The sequence below is a fragment of the Burkholderia sp. SCN-KJ genome (assembly GCF_024656005.1).
Taxonomy (GTDB): Bacteria; Pseudomonadota; Gammaproteobacteria; order Burkholderiales; family Burkholderiaceae; genus Burkholderia.
In genome coordinates this window covers 1-2,509 of sequence record NZ_JANKOG010000074.1, presented here as the reverse complement: position 1 = coordinate 2,509, position 2,509 = coordinate 1, and the positions used below count along the sequence as shown (strand labels likewise).

Annotated in this window: 3 protein-coding genes; all 3 read right to left on the bottom strand. The window is 63.6% G+C overall.

Translation table 11 applies throughout. The annotated features are described in order from the left end of the window. Window positions 1–25 precede the first annotated feature (25 nt). From NQV17_RS37640 to NQV17_RS37630, 3 genes are read right to left on the bottom strand one after another with little or no spacing between them, the layout of a single operon-like run. Complete coding sequence (locus tag NQV17_RS37640) at window positions 26–1,582, bottom strand: IS66 family transposase (RefSeq protein WP_257776136.1); 1,557 nt, start codon at window positions 1,580–1,582, stop codon at window positions 26–28. 31 nt (window positions 1,583–1,613) lie between these two features. Next, entirely contained in the window at window positions 1,614–1,964 is a 351-nt protein-coding gene (tnpB, locus tag NQV17_RS37635) for an IS66 family insertion sequence element accessory protein TnpB (RefSeq protein ID WP_257776135.1), read from the bottom strand. Beyond that, the gene (locus NQV17_RS37630) at window positions 1,940–2,482 is read right to left on the bottom strand and encodes a transposase (protein WP_257776134.1); all 543 of its coding nucleotides are present in this window, start codon (window positions 2,480–2,482) and stop codon (window positions 1,940–1,942) included. Before NQV17_RS37630 ends, tnpB begins: the two co-directional genes overlap by 25 nt. Window positions 2,483–2,509: the final 27 nt, after the last annotated feature.

Here is a 2,509-nt window from a genome sequence, read left to right as displayed (position 1 = left end):
GTATGCGGTCTTTTAACGACGCCCTTCAGAGGTTGAGGGCGGCAGGCATACTCCAAGGCATGAGATCGGCGTAGTCGTCGGCGGTTGCAGCGAGCGGCAACCTGGTGAACAGCCAGACCAGATAGCGATACGGCTCGACGCCGTTCGCCTTGCACGTTTCCACGAGGGAGTACAGATTGGCGCTGGCCTGCGCGCCGGCAACCGTATCGGAGAACAACCAGCCCTTGCGGCCGACGACGAACGGTCGGATCGCGTTCTCACACAGGTTGTTCGAGATCGGCCAGTTGCCGTGACCGACGTATCGAACCAGTTTGGGCCACTGTCCGCTCATGTACTGCAATGCCCTGCCGAGCAGACTCGACGGCACGACGCCCGGCAGATGCTCGACCAGCATGCGCTCGATGATGGCGAGCACGCGGGCGCTGTACCGGGTACGCAGTCGCTGCCGGCGTTCAGACTTCCACTTCGCGCTGCGCGCCTCGGCCGCGAACAGCTTGCCGATCAGCACGACGAAGCGCGTGGCCAGCAGATCAGGCGAGCGTGCAGCCTTCGGCACCGACTCCTCGGCCTTGATGAAGCCGCGGCGCACGTGTGCCCAGCATCCGAGATGCACGAGCTGGTGATCGTGGGCGATGCCGTTGTAGAGCTCGTACCCGTCAGTCATCAGCACGGTGCCAGGCTGCACGCCGGCATAGAGCTTCTGCGCATGCTGGGCGCCGCGTCCCGGCGAGTACGAGAACATTCGCACGGGCGGCCCCGATCCGTTGACCTGCGCCCATAGGTAACTCTTCGCCTGCGGCCTGCGTCCTGGCTCCTTCAGCACCTGGAACGTTGTCTCATCACCGTAGATCAGGTCCGATTCGAGCAGCGCGTCGCGCATCAGGTTGATCACCGGCTGCGTGGCCAGGCCCACCCGAACCACGCTGGCGGCCAGCGTGTTCGACGAGATGTCGCCGCCGAAGCGACGCAGCAGCGTGGCCTGGCGATACAGCGGCATACCGTACTGGTACTTGCCGGTGATGATCCACGCCAGCGCGGATTCCGTGAGCAGCCCGCGAGGAACGATGCGCGCCGGTGCGGGCGTCACCTTGATGCCGAGGTCGCAGCACGGGCATGCGTACTTGACCCGCTGGTGCTGAACGACGCGCACCTGCTCGGGAATCACGTCGAGCTGTTCGCTCGTTTCCACGCCGATCTCGACGAGAGCATGGCCATCATGCGCGCAGAACCGTTCGGACTCGGGCAACTCGTGCCGCACGACCTCGCGCGGCAGGTTCGGATCGAGTGGTTTGCGCCCGCGCTTGCCTCGCGTGTGGGCGGCCACCGATGTGCCGGGCATATCCTCGCGCGCGGGCACGTCGGTAGTCGTCGCCAGCGCCTCGGCTTCGTTGAACAGACCGAGCTGGTCGGCATGGCGCGCTTCGCTCGATGCGCCGAACAGTTCGTGCTTGTAGGCCCGCAGTTTCTCCTCGGCCAGATCGCGCTGAGCCGTCACGAGTCGAAGCTCACCGCGCAGCGCATCGCGTTCGGCGAGCAGTGCCTGGTATTCCTCAACACTCGGCATGACGGGGCTGTTCGGCATGGCCGATTAGACCATGTCACCCGCGTGGTGTTCAGCTCATCCGCGCGTAATATCGCCGGGGATGCTTCTGGATCACGGCCAGGTCGATGCCGTCGAGCAGCCAATGCAACTGCTCAACGCTGAGCGTGATCGTGTCGCCCCCGTTCGGCCAGACGAAGCGGTCGGCTTCGAGGCGCTTGAGCAGCAACCAGAAGCCGTTGCCGCCCCAGCCGAGAATCTTGATGCGATCGCGACGGCGGTTGCCGAACACGAACAGTGCCGAGGTCATCAGGTTCAGGCGCATTGCCTGTTCGACCAGGATCGACAATCCGTTGATGCCCATGCGGAAGTCGACCGGATCGCGATGCAGGTAGACCTTCAGCCCTTCGTCGAACCGGAACACGGCAGCCTCCCGAGCATCTGGATCACCGTGGCCAGCTCATCGACACTCGCCTCGCCAAGATCAAATTCGACACCATTCGACAGGCGCACATGTAACGAGAGCACCATCAACGACGTGTCCGGTGGCAATACTGGCGAAACGGCAGGCACTGTCGACGGAGTCGTGACGACCGGAACGAATGCCCGCGCTTCACTCATCGGAACCCGACGTGCAGTGCCCGGAATGTCGATCGATACGCCGTCGATCACCGGCGGGTCCGGCCTCGTTGGGGTTTGCAGCGTATGCTGCTGATGGCGCGAGATCCAGCGGCGCAACTGATTCGGATTGACGTCATGGTCCATGGCCGCCCGGGCGATAGATACCCCCGGCTTCAGGCAAAACTCGACCAGCTCCCGCACGGCATCTTCATCAAATTCCCGCCGACCATCCCGTCGGCGGCCCACCACCAGTCTGCTTCGAAGGTCCTGTTTTTCTGTCATCACGGTCTGAGTGCATGTGTCCACGCGGACACTTAGCATCTGACCTTCTGCCTACCATTGGTAGGG

Coding starts and splice junctions, on each gene's coding strand:
- NQV17_RS37640 (WP_257776136.1), bottom strand. CDS start 1,582: ATGCCGAACAGCCCCGTCATGCCGAGTGTTGAGGAATACCAGGCACTG.
- NQV17_RS37630 (WP_257776134.1), bottom strand. CDS start 2,482: ATGCTAAGTGTCCGCGTGGACACATGCACTCAGACCGTGATGACAGAA.